This is a genomic window from Paludibaculum fermentans, assembly GCF_015277775.1.
GTDB classification, from domain to species: Bacteria; Acidobacteriota; Terriglobia; order Bryobacterales; family Bryobacteraceae; genus Paludibaculum; species Paludibaculum fermentans.
This window is the reverse complement of record NZ_CP063849.1, coordinates 194,288-214,091: the sequence shown is the minus strand read 5'-3', so window position 1 is coordinate 214,091 and position 19,804 is coordinate 194,288. Positions and strand designations below refer to the sequence as shown.

The following is a 19,804-nucleotide window of genomic DNA, read 5'->3' as shown; positions in this document are numbered from 1 at the left end:
GGCTTTCACCGGGTAAATCTCCCCGGTAGCCCCTTGGGCCCTCAATCTCCGCTGACGAACCTCACTCGAATATCGCCGCAAGCCTCGCCAACACTTCCTCAACAATCGCGTCAGGCACGCTCTCCAGTCTCTTCCCCCCACGAGCGCCCAGATCCAGCGCACGGGGTTGATCGCAGCGGACAACACCCGTGGTTTGCGTTCCCGCCCCCGACAGCGAGACCGCGAAGCCCGCTGTCCGCGCGAAACTTCCGCCGCTGGTAATGGGCAGGACCACCGGCACTTTGATCACCCGGTTGAAAGCCTCCGGCGAGACGATCAGGACGCGCCGCCGCCCTTTTTGTTCGTGCCCTTCCGAGGGATCGAGCCCAACCAGCCAGATATCACAGCGCTTCATCAGATCAGTTCACCACCGGCCGCCTTGCCCCGGGCCCACTCACGATCTTCCTGACTGCGCACCGCCTTGGCATCGCATTGAGCGAGGAGTTCATCCAGCGTGTAGCGGGGCCGCGAGTGCGGTTTCACCACCAGTTGGCCGCCTTCCACCGCAAGACCGACTTTCACCCCCGGCCGCAGGCCCAGCAGATCCAGTAAGGCAGGCGGAACCGCCAGCATAATCGAACCGCCGACCTTGCGCAGATGGGTTGTGTACATGGCTGCCTTTCTCAAGTTATACCTTGGCACAACTTACCGGCAGCTCTGCACCTCGCCGGCTTGGATTCGCTTCGGCGCGGGCCCTCCAGAAACTCCTCAACCGCCCAATCCCAGTCCCGCAAATCAAGCCCGCCGGGCAGCGAGGCTCAACACCACCCCCTGCCCGGCGGCTTCCGTCAGTTTGAGCCCACGATACCAATAGGCTCTCCCGACACCACCATCTCCACGCGGCGGTTTTTCAAACGCCCCGACTCGTTCGAATTCGAGGCGACCGGATTGGCTTTCCCCAGTCCAGCCGCACTCACCGTATCGGCAGGCACGCCCTGCCCGATCAAATACGCGCGCACCGAATTGGCGCGGCGCTCCGACAGCACTTGATTGTATTCTTCACTCCCGACGCTATCAGTGTGCCCCTCCAACTCGATCTTCAATCCTGGGTACGCGAGCAGGATCCCGGAGACCTTGGCCATCTTCTCCCGGGCACCCGGCTTCAGTTCGTACTTGTCAAAGTCGAAGAGCACGTCAGCGATATTCACGATCAGGCCGCGAGCCGTCTCCTCGGTCTCCAGGACCGCGTTCAGTTGCTGGCGAAGCCGTTCCCTCAACTGAGCCTTCTCTTTCTCGGCCTGCAGGCACGCCAGATTGTCAGTCTTTATGACATCGTGCTCAACAAATACCCCTCCAGCTCAGACCCGGAGTTGAGGGAGACCCTGGCCAGCGCGAAGGTGAACAAGGCATACCTCTTGACAATGATCAAGCTGGTACCCCAGGGTCTTGCTCTCTACGAGGAGGTAATTCTGCAATTCAGAGCCGCTGCCGAGCCCGCCATCCGCGAGCATGTCGCACGGGCCATGATCAACAAGGCGTATCAACTGGGAGAACGGTTTAACCCGCACGAAACAAAAGAGGCACATGGGCTCTACGAAGAAGTGATCGCAAGACTCTCCGCCGGGTCGCGGCCAAGTATGCGCACCAAACTGGCGCTGGCGCTGAACGGCTTCGGATGGCAGAGCATCCTCCTCGCCAAACTAGCCATGAAGAACAAGGAGAACTCAACGTTCCACCTGGAGAAGGCCCGTGACGCTCTGCGTAGAGCAAAGGAGATCTGTCCCGGTGACGCCCTGATTCAAGGGAATGAGGCCTATGTCGAGTTTCTTGCGGGCGAGAAGCGGCTGGCCCGTGAACTTCTGGAATCCGCCATTCGCGCCGGTGGCGAGCGGACACGCCAGATGGAGATCCGCGATTCCACGATATACCCGGTCGATGGGGATTCGGAGTTTGCCGAGTGGGCAAAGGCCGCACCGGGCGCACCACTGCAGTGAAGTGCCCTGCGATCAGGGCCTGTCATCCAGAGCGCTAGGCAGTCAGGCGGAGGCGCTCGATGAGCCTTCTGCAACGGAGCCATGGCCGGACCAAATGCTCAGGGCCTCAGACCTGGACCCCTACTGCACGGTCGAACTACTCCGGCTCTGCACGATCAGACGGTTTGGGAGAGGCGTCATCGGGAAGTCTGGTTTCTCCTGATCGTACACCCCATCGCGGGTGATCTTCAGAAGGGAAACTACTCTCGCGATCACACCCGAACCCGGCATCGCTCAGGAGTCATTCGACACGATCCAATTCGAGGAGACTACTCAAGAAGCCGCAGCCCCGCGACGGAGATTGCGTCCCGCACCATGGCGCCCTCCGCCTCAGCGCCCCCGAAGTGGAGATACCTCCGGCGCCAGACGTTTGCGTAGTACAACGACGGATGAGTGAGAACCACAAGGGTCGCGTCGCCATGTTCGAGACGCAATTTGCGAAATATGTTGTCGCAAGCCATCAACGTGCGTGGAGCCTGGATTCCGAAAACCCGTGGACCCAGCATCCGAAGGGGCTCCATTCCGAGCATCAGAATGAGACGCGGGCGCGCGACGTCCAACTGCCGCCTGAAAAACGAAGCGCAGCGGTTCACAAAACCCTTGTCGCGGCTTCCGGGAAAGCGGCCGGTTTCCGGCCCTTCCGTGCGCAAACCCAGGTAGGCGTTGGTGTAAAAGCACCGCTCCGGTTGGAGATCGAATCCCCTCAGCAACTTCTCAAGCACTTGCCACGTCCGACTGGTGCCTGTCTCGGACCCCTTCTGTCGCCCTCGCTCGTAGGCGGCAACCGTATTGAAGTCCTGTCCGACCACCATGCACCCGCCTGTCGGGAAATCGAATTCCTTGTCTTGTGAATTCGGCTCGATCCACAAGCCCAGTCCGCCGGGAAAGAACGCCGTCCCCTGAATCGGCTCGGGTACTGCGGACACACCGGATGGAAATGGCTGCACCGCTGGTTCCATCTCTTTCCAGAGTCTTCGGGCGACGGCTATTCCGCAGGCGCGCATCGACTGGTGATTCTAACGTAGATCTTAGGAACCCGGTCACCTGAGGCACTACCACGGCAGCCATGGATGCAACAGCCTAGCTCACATCATGCCGCAACCATCAGCAGAGAGTGTTACTGACAAACGAGTGCACCACAGCACGAGAGATCCGATCTCCTAATGCGCGTCAGCCCGCCGCCCTGGACAACCCTGATCCCCAGAAATCCCGAATCGGGGGGCCTACACGTTACCGGTCCCCGCCGCTCAAACTATTTCTCACCCACGCTTTCAATCACTTGCAGACCACCCCCACCCCGAGCCTTGGAAGCCAGGACTACAATGTGCCCGCTGGATCCCGCGGCCCGTCCGCCCCCAGCCGATCTTTGAATCCCGAACCTCCATCCCCACGCCCGAAACCGGCTGCGCCGAAACTCGGCAGGGAAGAGAGTCACAGCGAAATGGCCCATCAACATCATTTCTCCTGCCTTTCTTCCCTGCCCAGGAATCCGTAGCCAACCCGTCCCGGCAACGCTCAATCCATCCGCCTTGAGGGATCAAACCCATTTCTTCCCGTTTCCTTCTCCCCTCACGACTAGGCAGTCCCCATTCGCCGCCCCCGGCTCAACCAGCCCACTGCCCTCGCAATCCACCACCGCTGAAGGATCAAACCCATCTCTTCCCGTTGTCTTCGCTCCCCAGCAAATCAGCGGCCCCCAGCCACCCCAATCCACCAACCGCGAGCGATCAAACCCATCTCTTCCATCTTTCTTCCCCCTGGCGCAAGAGCCCGCACTCAGCCACTAGCACCACGCCCAACCCCACCCCGCCGCCCCCACCCCGCCAACTCAAACAGAATGCCTCCCTCCTGTTTGGATCTGCCCCGCCCTCGCGTGCTAGCATAGTTGATTGTCAGGCTCCGGGCTCCGTGCAATAGGACGGTCCAAACCCCGCCAGGTCCGGAAGGAAGCAACGGTAGGATCTCACCCTGTGTGCCGCGGATCCCCCGGGGTCTGGCATTAGAGTCTGACCGGCACCACCCGCCCAGCGATCATGTACCAGGTCATCGCCCGTAAGTACCGTCCCCGCACCTTCGCCGAGCTCATCGGGCAGGAGCATGTGCGCACGACGCTCGAAAATGCCATCACCCAGCAGCGCATCGCCCACGGCTATATCCTTGCCGGTCAACGCGGTACGGGCAAAACTACCATCGCCCGCATCCTCGCCCGCTGCCTGAATTGCGTCGAAGGACCCACGCCCACCCCCTGCGGCGTCTGCTCCTCCTGCATCGAAACCTCCCAAAGCAGCGCCCCCGACGTCATCGAGATCGACGCGGCCTCCAATCGCGGTATCAATGAGATGCGCGAACTGCGCGAGAACGTGCGCTACCGCCCGTCCCGCGACCGCTACAAAGTCTTCATCATTGACGAAGCCCACCAGATCACGAACGAGGCCTTCAACGCCCTCCTGAAGACCCTGGAAGAGCCGCCCGAGTGGGCCGTCTTCGTCCTCTGCACCACGGAATCCCATAAGATCCCCACCACCATCGCCTCCCGCTGCCAGCAGTTCAGCTTCCGCAGCGTCGACTTCCACGAAGTCGTCGGCCGCATGGAAGAGATCTGCAAAGCCGAAGGCATTGAAGCCGAACCCGAAGCCCTGGCCGTCATCGCCCAGGCCGGTGAAGGCTCGGTCCGCGACTCGTTCTCCGCCCTCGATCAGGCCATCGCCTGCTGCGGCAACACGCTCACCGGAGCGGCCGTCCGCGACCTCCTCGGCATGTACTCGCTGGCCTCCCTCGAGCGCGTCACCCAGGCCCTGCTCTCCCAACAGACCGCGGCCATGCTCGAGATCGTGGCCGAACTCGAAAGCGCCGGCAAAAACCTCCAGCAGTTCTGCCGCGAAATGGCCCGCTACTTCCGCAACCTGCTGGTCGCCAAGATCACTGGCAAGGAAACCCGGCTCATCCCGGCGGCGGCCCCCGAACAGGCCCGCATGCGCGACACCTCGGCCCAGTTCAGCGAAGAGGACCTCACCCGCTGGCTGCAGCTCACCCTTGAACTCTACGGGCAATTGCAGTATTCAATGCAACCCCGGCTGCATGTCGAACTCGGCCTGATGCGCCTGGTGCACGCCGGACGGATCAAACCCATTGAAGAAGCGCTCAAGGAACTGGCCGCAAGCGGCGGCGTTCCGGCGCCCCGGCCACCCCAGGCAACAGCAGCGGCTCCGGTCCGCGCGGCCTCCGTCACCGAACGAAGCCAGGCGCCCTACGCCGCCCCTCGTCCGGCCGCCTCCGCGTCCTCCGGCCCATCCTATTCCGCCCCGCCGGCCCGCACCGCTGCGCCTCCGGCCCCGGCGCCTGCCCGGACACTCGCGCCCCAGCCCAGCGCTCCGCCGGCGCCCCGCTCCACCGCCATCGAGCCCGGCTCCACCAAAGAGAAGCTCATCGCCGCCCTCCAGGAGATGCGCTCCGCCATGTCGGTCCAGGCGGTCGAGGATTCCCAGCTCATCGAAACCCAGGGCACGGTCGAGTTCCTCGCTCCGCGCTCCGCCAAGCTCGGCCTCATGGCCAAGGACGTCGAAAAAGGACTGACCCAGATCCTGGGCCGGGCCGTGCGCGTCAAGATTACAATCGATGAAACCGCCGTCGTGGCGGCGCCCGAGAAGAAACCCCAGACGTCGGAAGCCGAAGACGAAGCATCCCAGCGTGCAATGGCCCATCCGGACGTGCAACGCTTTCAAGAGATATTCCCCGGCAGCCAGGTGCGGGGCGTACGAGACCTGAAGGAGTAGATGCCATGAAATTCCCCGGCGGCGGCAATATGCAGGCCATGATGAAACAGGCGCAACAGATGCAGCAGCGCCTCCAGGAAGAGATCGCGGCCATCCGTGTGGAAGCAAGTGCGGGCGGCGGCATGGTCACGGTCAAGATGGACGGCCAGAAGCATTGCACTGGCGTCGTCATCGATCCGGAAGCGGCCGGCGACGCCGAAATGCTCTCCGATATGGTGATGGCCGCCTTCAACGAAGCCGTGCGCAAAGTCGAAGACGAGACCCAGAAGAAGACTGCCGGCATGTTGGGCGGCATGGGTCTGCCTCCCGGCCTGTTTTAGTCCGGTCCCGCAGGACTCATCATGCCCGACTTCGCGGAACCCCTCGCCCGGCTGATTCAGGAAGTGAAACGTCTGCCCGGCATCGGCCAGAAATCGGCGCAGCGCATCGCCTTTCACATCCTGAGAGCCTCCCGTGAGGACGTCGACCGCCTCACCACGGCCCTCGTCGACGTCAAGGAGAAGCTCGGCCTGTGCGCCATCTGCAACAACATCAGCGACGGCGAGAAGTGCCTCTATTGCCGCGATCCCCATCGCGACCGGCGCCGCATCTGCGTCGTCGAAGAGCCGCACAACATCGTGCCCATCGAGACCACCCGCACCTTTGAAGGTCTCTACCACGTCCTGCACGGCAGCATCAGCCCGCTTCGCGGCATCGGCCCCGAACAGCTCCGCATCAAGCAACTGCTCGAGCGCCTCGTCGACAGCGACATGGAAGAGATCATCCTGGCCACCAATCCCACCGTGGAAGGCGAAGCCACCGCGGTCTACCTGGCCCGTCTCCTCAAACCCCTCGGCATCAAGGTCACCCGCATCGCCATGGGCATTCCCGTCGGCAGCGACCTCGAATACGCCGACGAAGTGACCATGTCCAAATCCCTGGAAAACCGGAGGGAGATGTGAAATGCATACTCCTGCTCATCCTGGTCTGCTCGGCCGCTAACGCCCAGAACCGCGCCCGCGTTCTCGCCGAGTTCAACGAGTTCCTCAAGCTCCCCAACGTCGCCGCCGACCCCGAAGGTCTGAAGGAAAACGCCGCCTGGATCCGGGCCGCCTTCGAGCGCCGCGGCGTCCAGACCCAGCTCCTCGAAGTCCCCGGAGCCCCCGCCGCCGTCTACGGCCAGCTCGGAGTCCAGAACGCCACCGGCACGGTCCTCTTCTACGCGCATTACGACGGCCAGCCGGTGAACCCCGCCCAATGGAAGGGCAGCGGACCCTTCGAGCCCTCTTACCGTGGCGGCAACCCGGCCGATCCTGAAACCCGCATCTACGCCCGCTCCGCCTCCGACGACAAGGGCGTCATCATCGCCATGCTCGCCGCCCTCGACGCCCTGCGCGCCGGCCGGGGCGCGCCCACCGTCAACATCAAGTTCCTCTTCGAAGGCGAGGAAGAGGCGGGCTCCGCCAGCCTCAGCCGCATCCTCCAGAAGTACACGCCCCTCGTGATGGCCGACTTCTGGATCATCTGCGACGGCCCCGTCCACCAGACCCGCCAGCAGCAGGTCTACTTCGGAGCCCGCGGCGTCACCGGCTTCCAGCTGAAGGTCTACGGACCCAGGCGCGAATTGCACTCCGGCCACTACGGCAACTGGGCGCCCAATCCGGCCATGATGCTCGCCCGCCTGCTCGCCTCGATGAAGGACGACGAAGGCCGCGTCACCATCCCCGGCTTCTACGCGGACATCGACCCGCTCACCGAAACCGAACTGGCGGCCATGAAGGCCGAACCGCCCATCGACGAAACCCTCATGCGCGAGCTGTGGATCGCCCGCACCGAGAACGCTCCCCGCCGCCTGATGGAAGTGCTGAACCAGCCCTCGTTCAACATCCGCGGCATCGACAGCGGAGCCGTCGGAGAAGCCTCGCGCAATGTCGTCCCCAGCGAAGCGGCGGCCTCCGTGGATGTCCGCCTCGTCAAGGGCAACGAGCCCAAGGCCATGCTGGAGAAGGTCAAGGCCCATATCCGAGACCAGGGCTACTTCCTGGTCGAAGGCCGCGAGCCAACGGAGATCGAAAGGCTGCAATGGCCCAAGGTCGCGGCGTTCTACTCCACCGAAGGCGGCTACCGCGCCGTGCGCACCTCAATGGACCTCCCGCAATCCAGGGCAGTCATCGCCGCCCTGGAAGGCATGGGCAAGCCCCTGGTGAAGATGCCGTCGTTAGGCGGCAGTGTGCCGCTGGCGATCATCGAGGACGTGCTGCACGTGCCGCTCATCGGAGTACCGATAGCGAACCACGACAACAACCAGCACAGCCACAACGAGAACCTGAGGCTGCAGAACCTCTGGGACGGCATCGAAACGATGCGAGCCCTCTTCCAACTCCCGCCCTACTAGCCGCTCTCCGTAAGGAGGGCGGACGCCCTCGTCCGCAGCCGGTCCCCTGACCGGCCCCCCTCCCCAACTCCGCAATCCCCCATCCGGAACCCCAGCGCCCCACTCCGTAAGGAGGGCGGACGCCCTCGTCCGCAGCCGGTCCCCTGACCGGCTCTCTGCTTGCTTCTTTATCTGCCGCCTAGAACGCCGACGCGATCCGCCGCATGAGCTTCACCTGCTTCTTCTCCCAGCGCATCTTCATGCGGTTCAAAATCCCGGGATCCCGGATCGCCAGCAAATCCGAAGGCAGTTCGTCCACAATCACATGCACCTTCGGGATCGGCTTCGCCGTCACACGCAGCCGCTGATTCACGATGCAGGTCTGCGTGGCCTTCATCAGCGGCTCATTGTACCGGCGCTTCAAATACTCAATGTGCTGCATGAAGCCCACTGTCCCGATCCCTTTTGTAAACAGGTCGCGGAACAGGAACGAATCGTCGGCCGCCAGGATCAGATAAGCCCCCAGCAGCGGAGCCTCGCCGAAGACCTCGAAGTTCATCACCGGAGTCACGCTGAGGTTGCCGGTCAGCTTCGTCAGGTACTTGTTCGCGGCGGCCTTCTCGTCCAGATCCAGCTTCAGCAGGATCATGTCGCGAATCAGCCGCGCTACCGCGGCGGCAATGTCGGTGACCGCGCCCGTCACCCCGCCGGTGAAGATATCGCCGATGGCCCCGCCGAGCTGTACGGTATTGGCCGCCAGTTCCGTGGCCTGCACCTTCGCCTCACGCGTCATCATCTCGATGACCGCATTCAGCGCCGCCTCGCCTTCCTTGCCGCGCACCGATTGGGCCCGTTCCGCCGCCTTGCCGTCACACCGCCGGCTGAGCGAACTGTAGACGTCGTAACACGACTTCACCACCTTGGCGGCCTTCGGCGCGATCTTGATGCCCACCGCCAGCGTGCTCTGCAATGACTGCACCGAGGTGTGCAGGTGCTCCTGGACCCGCGCAATGGTCTCCGGATCCGTGGGATTGCCGAACACCAGCTTGATGATCTCGCCGGCTTGCCCCGACGCGCTGGCAGACGACGCGGCATAGCTCGATTGCACCGTCCCGGTCGCGATCCGGCCGGCCGTCGACGTGGCCGAATAGGCGTGCGAGAACGCGCTCATCGCCATTCCGATCACCGTGGTCTTGCCCGCGAAATCGACCAGCGAGCCGCGGAAGAGATTGTCGACGTAGAGCTTGTACTGCTCCTCGATATAGGCCAGCGCCAGCTTGTCGTCGCGCGTCATCCGCACCTGGCGGCCGGAAAGCTGGTCGCGCAAGACCGTAATGGCGCCCAGCCGGTTGCGGCCATCGGACTCGCGCATCCAGGCGGAGTTGTAGCCGCCCTTCTCCGCCACCCACTCATCCAGCAGCTTCCGGATGAGATCCGCCCCTGCTTTCGACTTCGCCTTGCCATAGGCCTCGATGGCCTTATCGATGGCTTTGAGCTTAGACGAGCGCGGCTTCAGCAGCCCCAGTTCCGTGAAGAACTTCCACTCGTCGACGGACATGATGTCGGGCAGCGGCTGCGCGGGCAGCACGGAGACCGCTCCACATCGGTTGCACTTGCCGTTGACAACCGTTCCGGTGCACCCAGGCATTACACATTTCATAGGGGATGCTGTACAGCGTAGCAGCGCCTTCGCGTTTCTGCCCCTCTATCGCCTAAAATAAGTACCAGTGCTATCCAAGGATGGGAAAGGCGGACGGTTGCTGTGGCAGTTCCACCGGCGGCAGGAAGCCTGCCTCGCTCAGCCCGGCTGAAGTCACCCCGCCGATCATGAGTTCCACAAGCTGGTTGGACCCGCGCGGCACGGCCATCTCGACCGGCAGGTAGTTCTCGGTGAGCGCCTTGCCATTGTCCAGCGTCACCGCGGATAGGACGCGTCCCTGCTGCGCCGTGCGAAACGCCAGGTTCTTGCGAGCGGCCAGGTCCCGCAGCCGGCGCGTGCGCTCCTTGCGGACCTGATGCGGCACGGGTTCGGCATGCGAGACCGCCGGCGTGCCGGGCCGCTCCGAATAGGTGAACACGTGCAGATAGGTGAACGGCAGGCGCTCAATGAAGTCGTAGGTCTGCTGGAACTCTTCGGCCGTCTCGCCCGGGAAGCCGGTCATCACATCGGCGCCAAAGGCGGCATTGGGCATCAAGCCATGGGCGCGGCGCAGCCGGTCTTCGTAATGGCGCGAGCGGTACCGCCGCTTCATCCGCTTCAACACCGTGTCGGACGCCGACTGCAGCGGCGCATGCACGTGCTTGGCAATCCTCGACGACGAGGCCATCAGCTCCAACAGCTCATCGGTGAAGTCCATCGGCTCGACCGAACTGATGCGCAGCCGCTCCACGGGAGTCTGATCGAGCACGACCCGCAGCAGGTCCGACAACCGCATGCGATCCGTTGGCCGGAACCCCGCTTCCCTGCCCCACCGGCCCAGGTTGATGCCGGTCAATACGATCTCCCGGTAGTTGGCGGCCAGGCCGCGCAACTCACCCAGCACCTGCTCCAGCGTCATGCTGCGCGAACGGCCTCGCACCGACGGGATGATACAGAAGGTACACACGTTGTTGCAGCCTTCCTGGATCTTCAGGTTCGGCCTCGTCCGGTCGCCAAAAGCATCGTCGACGGGCGACGAGAGGAACCCGGTGGCGGCGGAGATGTCGCCCACCAGGATCTGCCCGTGGTACTCGGCCTGGTTGATCCTGGGAATCAGCCCGGGAATCTCGGTCTTGTGCGAGTTGCCCACCACCCACGTGACGCCGGGAATGCGGCTCAACTCCTCGGGCGCGCGCTGGGCATAGCAGCCTGTGACCAGGATGCGGGCCTTCGGATTCTCGCGGTGCACACGGTGAATGCTCTTCCGGACATCGTCATCAGCCGACGACGTGACCGTGCAGGTATTGAGGATCACCAGGTCCGCCGCCTGCGCCCCCTCGGCCGCGGCCAGCCCCTGCTTCTCCAGCAACCCTTCCAGAGCGGCGCCGTCGGCCTGCGTGGCCCGGCAGCCGAAATTCTGGATGTAGAACTTCTTCACATCATCCAGTTTAACTGGTGCAGGCTGGAATCGACGGAGCGGGCTATTTCGGGTCAATGCCGAAGGTGAACCCAAACGACCCGAGACCCAGGCCGATGGCATACTCACCCGGACGCAGCACCGGCGGCGGGACGATGCGGTAAGACAGCTTGCCGTAACGCTCCAGTTTCGAGGGGACTGTACCAGGCTCCTGCCGTTCGGCCGAGGAATAGGCCCACACCCATGTCTTCACGCTGCGCTGTTGCGCATCGGACCGCAACAGGTACAGCCGGACGGAACCACTGCTCCAACTGCCGACCGCGAACCGCACAACGAAGGCAGGCACGGAACCTTCGCGGAAACGAAGCGCGGAGCGGCCGCCCTCGAGGTTCACCGTCCTGCCATTGCCTTTGCCCGTCAGCTTGACGGGCTCGAGGGGCAGCGGCTGTGTGGCGGAGCCGTCCGGGCCAATCGCGTAGATGCGGTCCAGTTCGCGAGGCTCCTGAATGGGCGGCTCCGCACACGGAGCGGAAGCACACGCGCCAGCCAGGAGGAGTAAGGACAGGAGGGCGCGTCGCATGTTGCCCGATTGTACAGCGGAGCCTTGGATTGAATCCAGAACCATTAGTCCCATTGGTCCTAGACGCCAAAAGACCCCGGTCTCCGCCAGGGGGCGGAAGCCGGGGTCTTTCACTTCAGTCAGCGATCGCGGCCAACTACGGACGGCGGGTCAGCACGAAGCGTACCCGGATGTCCTTGTAGGCGCTCTTGCCTTTGCTGTTCGTCACCGTGACGCGGAAGATGTAGTCGCCAAACTGCCCGCCGAGCTGAACTCGGGTCACGGGTGAGGTGGACGACAGGATCGCCGCGGCGGAGTTGTTGTTGACCTGCCCGACCTGCTCCCACTTGTAGGTGAGCGGCAGACCCTGCGGGTCGGTCGAGCCGGAAGCATCGAGGAAGATATCGCGGTAGAGCGTCTCGATGTAGTCCGGAGTGTTCAGGTGGATCACCGGCGGGTCGACCACTTCATCCGGCGGCTTCACCGGGGTCACCTTCACGGTTACCGTCTGCGTCGTGGAGAACTTCGCGTTCGAGGCCGTGATCGTGTAAGTGGTATCGGTCTGCGGCGTGACGTCAACTGAGCCGTTCAGCGCCACCGCGCCGACACCGCTGATGGTGACGTTCGTCGCACCCGTCGTGGTCCAGGTCAGTCGCGAGGGATCGCCCGGCTTGGCCGTCGTGGTCGGACTGGCCGAGAACGTGACGGTCGGCTTGGGGATCACCGTGATGGTGACGCTGGCGGTCGCTTCCCCGCCCGAATTCTTGGCGGTCAGGATATAGGTGGTCGTGCCGGAAGGCGTCACCGGAGTGGAGCCCTTCAGCGTCTGCGAGCCGACATGGCTGATGTCGACTTCCGTCGCGCCCTGGACATCCCAGGTCAGCGTCGAGCTCTCACCCTGTCCGATCTCCAGCGGATTGCCGCTGAAGTTCAGGATGCGCGGAGCGTTCGGCTTGTTCACCGTCACGGTGGCCGTCGCATTGACGGTCCCGAACTTGTTGGTCGCGGTCAGTGTATAGGTGGTGGTCTCCTTCGGGCTGACCGAAGTGGTGCCGGTCACCTGCACTGTGCCGATGGTCGAGATGGATACGGAGTCGGCGTTCTCAGTCTCCCAAACCAGGTTGGAAGCCTCGCCGAGATTGATGGTGGCCGGAGCGGCGCGGAAGCTGACGATACGGATGGTGGGTTTCTCCACCGTCACGGTGACCGTCTCGCTTACTTCGCTGTCCTTGTTCTTGGCCGTCAGGGTGTAGGTGGTGGTGTCCGCGGGCGATACCGGCGTCGTGCCGGCCTGCGCATTCACCTTGCCGACGGAGGAGATCGTAACCTCATCCGCGTTCAACACCTGCCAGGCCAGGGTCGAGGTGGCGCCCGACTTGATGGTGCTGGGCGTCGCCGTGAACTTCTGGATGATCACCTTGGACGCGGTGCGCGTGGTGATCGTGACACGAGCCAGCGACGCGAGTCCGTAGCTGTCCTTGACCGTCAGGCGGAAGCTGTACGTCTGGCCTTCCACACCGGTGAAGGAGGGCTTGGAGGTGGTAGCGCCGCTCAGACCGACGGACGGGCCGGCGACCTGAACCCACTGGAACGTGATGGGGTCTCCATCGGGATCGAACGAGGCGGAGCCATCCAGGTTGATGATGCCCGCCGGAGCGCCGATCTGATCGGGGCCCGCGTCGGCGATAGGAGCGTCGTTGCCGGTACGCACCCGCCGCGTCAGCATCTCGTAGCGTACGCGCGGCACGTCAACCGGAATCGGCTTGTCCATCTCCAGGTATTCCTTGGGCTGGACGTAGTTGCCGAACTGGATGCCGGCCACCACTCGACCATTGGCGTTGTTGCCGACGTAGGTCTCGTTGAACCCGCCTTCCAGCGTGAGGGCGATCTTGTTGTTCAGGGGCTGGATGAAGCGGATGGTGCCGCCCGGCTTGTTGGAGCCGCCGTGCACCGACAACATGCCCATGTTGGCTTCCAGCATCGTCTTGCCGAACAGCGTCAGCGCGGTGGAGACGCCGGCTTGGTCTACGATCTTGAGGTAAGCCTCATCCCACACGTTGCGCGAGATCATGGTGCGGTTGACCACCGCATTGTCCATGAACCCCTTCGAGCCGAAGAAGCCGACCCGGCCCCGGCTGAAGATGTAGTCGAGCGTCATCGACGCCTGGCCCAGGTTGCCGCCGTTCTGCATGCCTTCGAGACCCACGTGCTTGAAGCTGCTGAACAGGCCGGCCTGGCCGCGCTTGGTGAAGCGGTTGACCAGTCCGAGGTCGAACTGCGCTTCCTGGCGCTCCTTGAAGTACATGTACTCGCCCTGTGCCTGAATGGCGAAGTTCTCCTTGAACGGCGCGAAGTAGCGGCCGCGGCCTGAGAACGTGACGTTGCGGTTGTTGTCCGCGCCGACATTCATGCCCAGGATAGAGAAGCGCGGGTCGTGCGCCTTCGCAACGGCTTCTTCAGCCGTCTTGCTGGCGATGCGCTGGACGTCGTCCGGTGTGGCGGCCTTCGAGGCGCGTTCAATCTGAGCGGCCTGGGCGGGGGTAGCAGCCGCGCCGCCGGCCTTCAGGGCATCCACATCGGAGCGCAGCTTGCCGTTCTCCGCCTTGAGATCGGCCAGCATCTTCGCGATGTCGTCCAACTTATCGAGTTTCTTCAGGATCTCGGCCAGTGTCTGCGAGTAATCGGGGCACTGCGCCTGCATGGCCCGGATGGCGTCGCCAACGCCGCCGGCGCCGATGATCTTGCCGTCTTTGTCGGTGACCACCAACTGCACGCGGCGGTTGATCCAACGGCCTTCCTTCGTGTTATTTTCGGTGCGGGGATTGCGCTTGCCGCGAGGAACAACCTCCATCTGCCCGGCACGCGCGCCATACTTTTCGAGGAACCCTTTGACCGCCTCCGCACGTCTTAGTGATAGCTTCTCGTTGTACTTCTCTGAACCGATGGAATCGGTATGCCCGTCAAGCTTTACCTTGTATTCGGGGTTTTTATTCAGCAGTTCGGCCAGACGCAGCAAGCTGGGGAAGCCGTCTGTCAGGACCGCCGAATTGAACTCAAAGTTGATCTCCTCCCAATCATCCTTGGTGACTCCCGTAACCATCTGGCCATAGCCCAACGTGGTTAACAGAAGAGCCGCTAGCACTGTTTTTAACATCGTGGCTTTCACGTCACTTCTCCTCAAGCGAGATTCCTATTCCTCTCAATGGCTTGCAGACACACCTCGGTCAAGTGTCCAGTATAGCCGAGGAAGGTGAAGGAATGGAAATGTACTAGAACCTGCCAAGAGTGGGGTCAGGTTCGACTTCCCTTCTCCTAGCCTCGTTCCAACCGTTCTACGCCTGGGGACATTACGCGCAGTACGAAGAGAAAGCCATGGGGATGTGAAACAATGGGAGCGGAGTCCTGCTGGATGGGCAGTCGCGTCCTGGCAAGGTCCCCGGATAGGGGAAACCAGCTATGGCCGAGGCAAAGTCCGGTCTCCATAGAGCGGCGTGCCGGTTAACGGCCGGGGGGGTGGGCTCAAAGCCCACTTTACGGAAAGTGCCACAGAAAATATACCGCCCGCGGCAACGCGGGTAAGGGTGAAATGGTGCGGTAAAAGCGCACCGCGCTCCGGGCAACCGGAGTGGCAGGGCAAACCCCACGTGGAGCAAGACCAAATAGGGGAGGAGGGGCTGCTCGTCCCGTTATACTTCCGGGTAGGTCGCTGGAGTCTGTCAGCAATGGCAGGCCTAGAGGAATGACTGCCACCTCGCTTTCGGGCGGGGTCCAGAAACCGGCTTACAATCCGGCAGGCTCCGTAGTTTCGATCCAATAGCCAGGGCGATGACGCAGTGTGTACTCGGGGTGGTTCTTAACCAGGATCACCAGTTTACGGAACTCTCCTGGCTGCGTCAGGTCGGACTTAAACTCCAGCACATACTGCAGGTGCAGCTCATCGCCGACGCGTTGCAGAGCGTCCTCGAGTCCCTTCTCTTTGGTGAACGAGTTGGTCCACCCACCTGTGAAGCGGGCGATTTCCGAGGCCGTGTTGGCCTGGCCCAGGCGAGCCAGTTCCCGCAGGCCGCCGAGGATATCGACGCCCATCGAGTTGCCGGTGAGCGGCTCGCGGCTGGTGAACGGAGTGGTGGTGCGCGAGTACGTTACGGGATAGATGGTGACATTGGCCTGCTGCGCCATGCCTATCGCCTGATCGAGCTTGGCCTTGGAGCCGAGGTCTTTCGACTGGCCGACGATGACCAGCACACGCCGGCGCCCGCCGGGACGGGCTTTGAGGATTTCCACAGCCTGCACGATGGCATCCAGTTGCCTGCCCTGTCCGCCGGAGGCATGGATCCCTTTCAGCGCGGCGTCAAAGGCGGCCGTGTCGCGCTGAAGCCCGGCCAGCACCCGCACCTCGTCATCGTAGGAGATCAGCCCGATCTCGCCATCGTGGCCAGCGAGAAGAGGTTGGAAGAGAGCCGCGGTCCTGCGGAGCTTATCCAGGGCCGCCACGCTGGTGGCCGCGGTCTCCACGGCCAGCAGTAACGACACGGGGCCACTGATATCTTCCAGGGTGAACTCACGCGGCTGGCCGTTGTCAGAGAGCAGGAAGTCGGAGGCTGCGAGTCCGGCCACGCGGCGCCCCTTGGAATTCGTTACGGTGACCGGTACGACCACGATCTGGGCCGAAGCCCGGAAGGTGGGCTGCTGCAGCAGCGCGGCGGCCAGCCATTCGCGGCGGTTGAGTGTCACGGTTTCCGATCTTGAATCAGCATTTCGATGGTCCCGGATACTTCCTGTGGCGGGCGTGTGCCGATGACCGTCCAGATGTCGCCCTGCGGATAGTAGCGGCGGATCAGATCCATCTCCTTGTGGTAGCCGGACAGACGCTTCTCCAGAGCCTCGGGTTTCTCTTTTCCGGCCAGCCGCTGCCGCACAACGTCATCCGGCACATCGAGTTGGATGATGATGGGCGACGGCAGATTCAACTGCTTCACCACGACAGCCAGATGCTGGGCCTGGGCATGCGTGGCAGGATAGCCGTCGATGATAAAGCCCTTGCCGGAGTTCAGCACCTTCAGGCGGACGTCGAACTGTTCGTTCGACATGCCGCTATCCGCGGTGAGCACGGGCAGGTGGTACTTCTTCGTCAGGAATTCCGCCTGCGTGGTCTTCCCACTGCCGGGCGGGCCGATGAGAACCAGGACCAGCCCCTTGCCGGGCGTCTGCGCCAGGCCGCTCATCACAAGTAACAAAAACAGGCACCCTAGCCGCAACATGTCCCAATCCCTCCGTCATCCTCGATCGTACCCCACACGCCACTTGTGACGGACAAGCCATTCAGGCATCTTGGTTGCCATGGCACCCAATAAAGGTTCGGAGGAGCGTGAGCGCCTGGCGGAGGCGCGTACGAATTCGTCACCCTGGAAGAAGTGGGGTCCCTATCTGAGTGAGCGGCAGTGGGGCACGGTGCGGGAGGACTACAGCGACAACGGCAATGCGTGGGACTACTTCACGCACGACCAGGCGCGGTCGCGCGCCTACCGCTGGGGGGAAGACGGGCTGGCCGGCATCTCGGACGACAAGCAGCGGCTATGCTTCGCGCTGGCCTTGTGGAATGGGAAAGACCCGATCCTGAAGGAGCGGTTGTTCGGCCTGACCAATTCGGAGGGCAACCACGGCGAGGACGTGAAGGAGTATTACTTCTACCTCGACTCGACCCCGACGCACTCCTACATGAAGTACCTGTACAAGTACCCGCAGGCCGAGTATCCGTACTCGGATCTGGTGCTGACGAACCGCAAGCGCACCCGGCAGGACTTCGAGTATGAGTTGCTGGATACGGGCGTCTTCGACGATCAGCGCTACTTCGATGTCTTCGTGGAGTATGCGAAGGCCGAGGCGGAGGACATCGCCATCCGGATCACGGTGGCCAACCGCGGGCCGGACGCCGCGACGCTGCACCTGTTGCCGACGTTGTGGTTCCGCAATACCTGGTCGTACGGGACGCGCACGCACCGGCCTTCCTTGACCGGGGCGGCTGGCCGGATTACCGCGCAACACTCCGAACTGGGCCGCTTCCATCTGCACTGTCCGCAGGCGGGGGAATTGATCTTCACCGGCAATGAAACCAACACACAGCGTTTGTGGAGGCTGGCCAACCAGACGCCCTATGTGAAGGATGCATTCCATCACTACCTGATTGAGGGCAAGAAGGAGGCCGTGAATCCGGCTCTGGAAGGCACCAAGGCGGCCGCGCTGCATGTGGTCACCGTGGCCGGCGGCGCTGAGACGGTGATCCATTTGCGGCTGACTCGCGACGAGACGGCCCCGGCGCGTGCGGATGGAGTGTTTGCCGCGCGCATCGCCGAGGCCGACAGCTTCTACGACAACATCACACCGGACGGGCTGAACGAGGACCAGGGCCGCGTCATGCGCCAGGCGTTGGCCGGCATGCTGTGGACCAAGCAGTATTATTTCTTCGATCTCGATATCTGGCTGGAGGAGCACAACGCTCACCCCTCGGCCCGCCCGCGCCGCCACCTGGTGCGCAACTCCAACTGGTTCCACATGGTGAACGACGACATCATCTCGATGCCGGACAAGTGGGAGTATCCGTGGTACGCCGCATGGGACCTGGCCTTCCACACCACGGCGCTGGCAATGGTCGATCTCGACTTCGCCAAGGATCAGTTGGACCTGATGCTGCGCGAGCTGTACCTGCATCCCAACGGGCAGATGCCGGCGTATGAGTGGAACTTCGGCGATGTGAATCCGCCGGTGCATGCGTGGGCCACACTGTTCATCTACAGCCTGGAGAAAGAGCGCACGGGCAAGGGCGATTACGAGTTCCTGAAGCGCTCGTTCCACAAGCTGATGCTGAACTTCACGTGGTGGGTGAATCGCAAGGATCCGGGCGGTCGCAATGTCTTCGACGGAGGGTTCCTCGGGCTCGACAACATCGGAGTGTTCGACCGGTCGTCGGCGCTGCCTACGGGCGGGTTCCTGGAGCAGGCGGACGGCACGGCGTGGATGGCGTTGTTCGCGCAGAACCTGTTCGAGATCTCGCTGGAACTGGCCGAGCACGACGTGCTGTATGAGGACTTTGCCGCCAAGTTCGTCGAACACTTCCTGTGGATCGCCTCCGCCATGGATCGCATTGGCGACAACTTCGACGAGATGTGGGACGAGACGGACGGCTTCTTCTACGACCTGCTGCGGCTGCCGGATGGGTCGGCCCAGCGGCTGAAGGTGCGCTCGCTGGTGGGCCTGCTGCCGCTGTGCGCTTCCACGGTGGTGAGTCCGTCGCAGGCCAACCGCTACACCGTGATGACGGACCGGATTCACAAGTTCCTGAAGCGCCATCCGGAGGTGCTGGCCAATATTGCGCCGATTGATCGCGATGGCGTGGATGGGCGGCGGCTGTTGTCGATTCTCGACGAGAAGAAGCTGCGGAGAGTGCTGGCGAAGATGCTCGATGAGAAGGAGTTCTTCGGGCCGTACGGGATCCGGTCGCTATCGCTGTATCACAAGGAGAACCCGTTTGAGATCGATGTGCACGGCGAGGAGTACAAGGTCGCGTACCTGCCGGCGGAGTCGAATAACGGCATGTTTGGCGGGAATTCGAACTGGCGTGGTCCGGTGTGGATGCCCGTGAACATGCTGATCGTGCGGGCGCTGCTGCAGTATTACCTGTATTACGGCGATGGGTTCAAAGTGGAGTGCCCGACGGGCTCAGGCCGGATGATGAACCTGTTTGAAGTGACCCAGGAGTTGTCGAACCGGCTGGCGGGGATTTTCCTGCGCGGACGGGATGGAAAACGGCCGGTCTATGGGGGCAGCAAGGTCTTCCAGGATGATCCGCACTGGCGGGATCTGATCCTGTTTTATGAGTACTTCCACGGGGACAACGGGGCCGGGCTGGGAGCGAGCCACCAGACGGGCTGGACGGGTACGGTGGCGCGGCTGATCCAGTTGTTTGGGCACCTGCGGGCGGAGGAGTTGCTGGAAGGAGAGAATGTCAGGCCGGTGGCGGCGGATTACGAGGATCCGGGGTAGAGGCGCGAGTG

At 62.9% G+C, this 19,804-nt stretch carries 15 protein-coding genes, 2 other RNA genes and 1 pseudogene; 8 read left to right on the top strand and 10 right to left on the bottom strand.

Going from position 1 to position 19,804, the window contains the following annotated elements; translation table 11 throughout:
* Positions 1-61 precede the first annotated feature (61 nt).
* The 3 genes from IRI77_RS00795 to IRI77_RS00785 all read right to left on the bottom strand — a co-directional run bounded on the left by IRI77_RS00795 (position 62) and on the right by IRI77_RS00785 (position 1,256).
* Complete coding sequence (locus tag IRI77_RS00795; RefSeq protein WP_194450194.1) at positions 62-394, bottom strand: type II toxin-antitoxin system PemK/MazF family toxin; 333 nt, start codon at positions 392-394, stop codon at positions 62-64.
* Complete coding sequence (locus IRI77_RS00790; protein ID WP_194450193.1) at positions 394-651, bottom strand: AbrB/MazE/SpoVT family DNA-binding domain-containing protein; 258 nt, start codon at positions 649-651, stop codon at positions 394-396. The genes IRI77_RS00795 and IRI77_RS00790 overlap by 1 nt, the downstream gene beginning before the upstream one ends.
* 176 nt (positions 652-827) lie before the next feature.
* Complete coding sequence (locus IRI77_RS00785) at positions 828-1,256, bottom strand: OmpA family protein (RefSeq protein WP_228486541.1); 429 nt, start codon at positions 1,254-1,256, stop codon at positions 828-830.
* On the opposite strand from IRI77_RS00785, the gene IRI77_RS00780 reads away from it, so the two are divergent.
* On the top strand, positions 1,233-1,973 hold the full coding sequence (locus IRI77_RS00780; RefSeq protein WP_194450192.1) for a hypothetical protein: 741 nt from the start codon (positions 1,233-1,235) through the stop codon (positions 1,971-1,973). The two genes, IRI77_RS00785 and IRI77_RS00780, sit on opposite strands and share 24 nt — an antisense overlap.
* A 308-nt stretch (positions 1,974-2,281) precedes the next feature.
* Here IRI77_RS00780 and IRI77_RS00775 read toward each other — a convergent pair whose 3' ends face one another.
* The gene (locus tag IRI77_RS00775; RefSeq protein ID WP_194450191.1) at positions 2,282-2,938 is read right to left on the bottom strand and encodes a uracil-DNA glycosylase family protein; all 657 of its coding nucleotides are present in this window, start codon (positions 2,936-2,938) and stop codon (positions 2,282-2,284) included.
* A 971-nt stretch (positions 2,939-3,909) separates the two neighbouring features.
* Between IRI77_RS00775 and ffs the strand changes: the two genes are divergently transcribed.
* The 5 genes from ffs (at position 3,910) to IRI77_RS00750 (ending at position 8,159) form a co-directional block, all read left to right on the top strand.
* An RNA gene (gene ffs, locus IRI77_RS00770) (signal recognition particle sRNA small type) lies at positions 3,910-4,007 on the top strand.
* A 38-nt stretch (positions 4,008-4,045) separates the two neighbouring features.
* A complete protein-coding gene (gene dnaX / locus IRI77_RS00765) occupies positions 4,046-5,785 on the top strand; it encodes a DNA polymerase III subunit gamma/tau (RefSeq protein ID WP_194450190.1) in 1,740 nt (579 codons plus the stop codon).
* A gap of 5 nt (positions 5,786-5,790) precedes the next feature.
* Positions 5,791-6,105, top strand: coding sequence for a YbaB/EbfC family nucleoid-associated protein (locus IRI77_RS00760; RefSeq protein WP_194450189.1), 315 nt, complete (start codon positions 5,791-5,793; stop codon positions 6,103-6,105).
* A 21-nt stretch (positions 6,106-6,126) separates the two neighbouring features.
* The gene (gene recR / locus IRI77_RS00755; RefSeq protein WP_194450188.1) at positions 6,127-6,726 is read left to right on the top strand and encodes a recombination mediator RecR; all 600 of its coding nucleotides are present in this window, start codon (positions 6,127-6,129) and stop codon (positions 6,724-6,726) included.
* Positions 6,723-8,159 (top strand): M20/M25/M40 family metallo-hydrolase, encoded by a 1,437-nt coding sequence (locus IRI77_RS00750; RefSeq protein ID WP_194450187.1) that lies wholly within the window; start codon positions 6,723-6,725, stop codon positions 8,157-8,159. The genes recR and IRI77_RS00750 overlap by 4 nt, the downstream gene beginning before the upstream one ends.
* A 178-nt stretch (positions 8,160-8,337) precedes the next feature.
* Here IRI77_RS00750 and IRI77_RS00745 read toward each other — a convergent pair whose 3' ends face one another.
* From IRI77_RS00745 to IRI77_RS00730, 4 genes are all read right to left on the bottom strand, one after another.
* On the bottom strand, positions 8,338-9,726 hold the full coding sequence (locus tag IRI77_RS00745; RefSeq protein ID WP_194450186.1) for a hypothetical protein: 1,389 nt from the start codon (positions 9,724-9,726) through the stop codon (positions 8,338-8,340).
* Positions 9,727-9,868: 142 nt separating this feature from the next.
* Complete coding sequence (mtaB, locus tag IRI77_RS00740; RefSeq protein WP_194450185.1) at positions 9,869-11,215, bottom strand: tRNA (N(6)-L-threonylcarbamoyladenosine(37)-C(2))-methylthiotransferase MtaB; 1,347 nt, start codon at positions 11,213-11,215, stop codon at positions 9,869-9,871.
* A gap of 43 nt (positions 11,216-11,258) precedes the next feature.
* Positions 11,259-11,774 carry a hypothetical protein gene (locus tag IRI77_RS00735; protein WP_194450184.1) on the bottom strand — a complete coding sequence of 172 codons (516 nt, stop codon included), beginning with the start codon at positions 11,772-11,774 and terminating at the stop codon, positions 11,259-11,261.
* A 136-nt stretch (positions 11,775-11,910) separates the two neighbouring features.
* On the bottom strand, positions 11,911-14,919 hold the full coding sequence (locus IRI77_RS00730) for an OmpA family protein (protein WP_194450183.1): 3,009 nt from the start codon (positions 14,917-14,919) through the stop codon (positions 11,911-11,913).
* A gap of 235 nt (positions 14,920-15,154) precedes the next feature.
* Here IRI77_RS00730 and rnpB point away from each other — a divergent pair.
* An RNA gene (gene rnpB / locus IRI77_RS00725) (RNase P RNA component class A) lies at positions 15,155-15,552 on the top strand.
* 71 nt (positions 15,553-15,623) lie between these two features.
* Here rnpB and IRI77_RS38520 read toward each other — a convergent pair.
* Both IRI77_RS38520 and IRI77_RS00715 read right to left on the bottom strand, forming a co-directional pair.
* A pseudogene (locus IRI77_RS38520) lies at positions 15,624-16,412 on the bottom strand (VWA domain-containing protein); the annotation flags it as partial.
* Positions 16,413-16,483: 71 nt separating this feature from the next.
* The gene (locus tag IRI77_RS00715; RefSeq protein ID WP_228486805.1) at positions 16,484-16,981 is read right to left on the bottom strand and encodes a nucleoside monophosphate kinase; all 498 of its coding nucleotides are present in this window, start codon (positions 16,979-16,981) and stop codon (positions 16,484-16,486) included.
* A gap of 112 nt (positions 16,982-17,093) precedes the next feature.
* Between IRI77_RS00715 and IRI77_RS00710 the strand changes: the two genes are divergently transcribed.
* Positions 17,094-19,793 (top strand): MGH1-like glycoside hydrolase domain-containing protein, encoded by a 2,700-nt coding sequence (locus IRI77_RS00710; RefSeq protein ID WP_194450181.1) that lies wholly within the window; start codon positions 17,094-17,096, stop codon positions 19,791-19,793.
* Positions 19,794-19,804: the final 11 nt, after the last annotated feature.

Bases quoted from the DNA above. Each gene is read 5' to 3' on its own strand.
- IRI77_RS00760 (WP_194450189.1), top strand. From the start codon at position 5,791: ATGAAATTCCCCGGCGGCGGCAATATGCAGGCCATGATGAAACAGGCG.
- IRI77_RS00710 (WP_194450181.1), top strand. From the start codon at position 17,094: ATGGCACCCAATAAAGGTTCGGAGGAGCGTGAGCGCCTGGCGGAGGCG.
- IRI77_RS00735 (WP_194450184.1), bottom strand. From the start codon at position 11,774: ATGCGACGCGCCCTCCTGTCCTTACTCCTCCTGGCTGGCGCGTGTGCT.
- IRI77_RS00795 (WP_194450194.1), bottom strand. From the start codon at position 394: ATGAAGCGCTGTGATATCTGGCTGGTTGGGCTCGATCCCTCGGAAGGG.
- IRI77_RS00790 (WP_194450193.1), bottom strand. From the start codon at position 651: ATGTACACAACCCATCTGCGCAAGGTCGGCGGTTCGATTATGCTGGCG.
- dnaX (WP_194450190.1), top strand. From the start codon at position 4,046: ATGTACCAGGTCATCGCCCGTAAGTACCGTCCCCGCACCTTCGCCGAG.
- recR (WP_194450188.1), top strand. From the start codon at position 6,127: ATGCCCGACTTCGCGGAACCCCTCGCCCGGCTGATTCAGGAAGTGAAA.